This is a genomic window from Methylomonas sp. BG-2 (assembly GCF_057766305.1).
The window spans coordinates 1-1,414 of record NZ_JBYMAP010000466.1; the positions used below are offsets into that span (position 1 = coordinate 1).

Annotated in this window: 1 protein-coding gene; it reads right to left on the reverse strand. The window is 56.6% G+C overall.

The window, feature by feature from the left end; all coding sequences use genetic code 11:
- Window positions 1–16: 16 nt before the first annotated feature.
- Window positions 17–1,024 carry a TonB-dependent siderophore receptor gene (locus tag AC3B8H_RS21325; RefSeq protein ID WP_488443511.1) on the reverse strand — a complete coding sequence of 336 codons (1,008 nt, stop codon included), beginning with the start codon at window positions 1,022–1,024 and terminating at the stop codon, window positions 17–19.
- Window positions 1,025–1,414: the final 390 nt, after the last annotated feature.

Below are 1,414 nucleotides of genomic sequence, written 5' to 3' on the forward strand. Positions count from 1 at the left end.
GCTGGAAATTATCGTTTTAAAATTCAAGGCCCAGACTGACTTCAGTGCGATCGGACGGTCGCCAGGCCACGGTTGGGGCAACCAACACCCGTTCCATGGATACGTAGTCACGAAACGAGTTGTTGTCCTGATACGCAACATTCAAACGATAAAGCAGCGTTTTATCGTCATTCAACGGCCCGCCGATATCCAAATGGGTGCGGTAAAAATCGTAGGAACCGAATTGTTGCTCGATGGCGCGATAATCTTGATCCAAGGCTTGCTTGGTCGCGATATTGATCAGACCGCCGGGTTGGCCGCGTCCGTAAAGCATCGCCGCCGGCCCTTTCAACACCTCGATCCGATCCAGGTTGGCGGTGTCGAAGTTAAAGCCCTCCAAGTGCAAACCGTTGCGGAAAACCGTCGAATCGCCGACGAAGCCGCGCATCACGAATACATTATAGACACCGCCGTCAACCGGCATGAATCCGACTCCGCTTACCGTTTCCACGGCTTCCTGCAGTGAATTGGCTTTTCGGTCGTTCATGACGGCGCGAGGAACGACCTGAACTGAAAACGGCGTTTCCATGATCGGCGTATTGGTCTTGGTTGCCGTTTGGGTGTCGGGCAATCCATAGCTCGGATTGTTTGGATCGGTTGGGTCATACTCCGGTCTACCTACCACGGTTACCGGCGCCATCGTGGTGGTATTGGGTTCTAGGCGGTGGGCATTGGGTTTGTGGTGATCCTGACTCAGCACCACCGCTTGCGGCGTCGTAAACCGAAAACTCAGGCCGCTGCCGGACAGCAACTGTTTTAAGGCGGATTCCGGTTCCAGGCGGCCGGCGAGGGCGGGCGCGTTCAAGCCGTGGGTCAGTTCTTCGTTGAACGCGATGCGGATGCCGGTGGCTTGCGAATAGGCCAGCAAGGATTGCGACAGGCTTTGCGCGGGAATGTTGAATTCAACCGGTTCGGCGGCGGCCGCTTGCGCGGCGAGAACGGTGGTCACGGCGAGGCTTAACGCCAGGCGGGGCGAAAATTCCATAAAAACTCCTTTTGCGAAATTCGTGGGTGATCGGGGTCGGTTTCGGCCCTTTGAGGAATAAGACGAAACGCAAAATCGGAACTTTCAAATTATTTTTATTCGATCGGTTCGGCTGGGGTTGCGATGGTTCAAGTGGGATGCGCTTGGGTGGGGATGCGGATATTCGCGGCTGAAGCCGGGTCCACGCTTCGGCTCCGCTCAGCGAACGGTTCGACGCTACGGTTCAACTTGGCGAGGAGGGCGGCGGTGAGGGGATTTATTCGGCGGGGTTGCTCGGGATTGCGAGCGCCGTTCGAGCTTGGATGAGCCGGTGGCTGCTCGAGTCATGAGCCACCATTGGCCGAGGGGCGTTGCCAATGTCGTTGAGTTGAGGATAGGTCGTTCATCCCG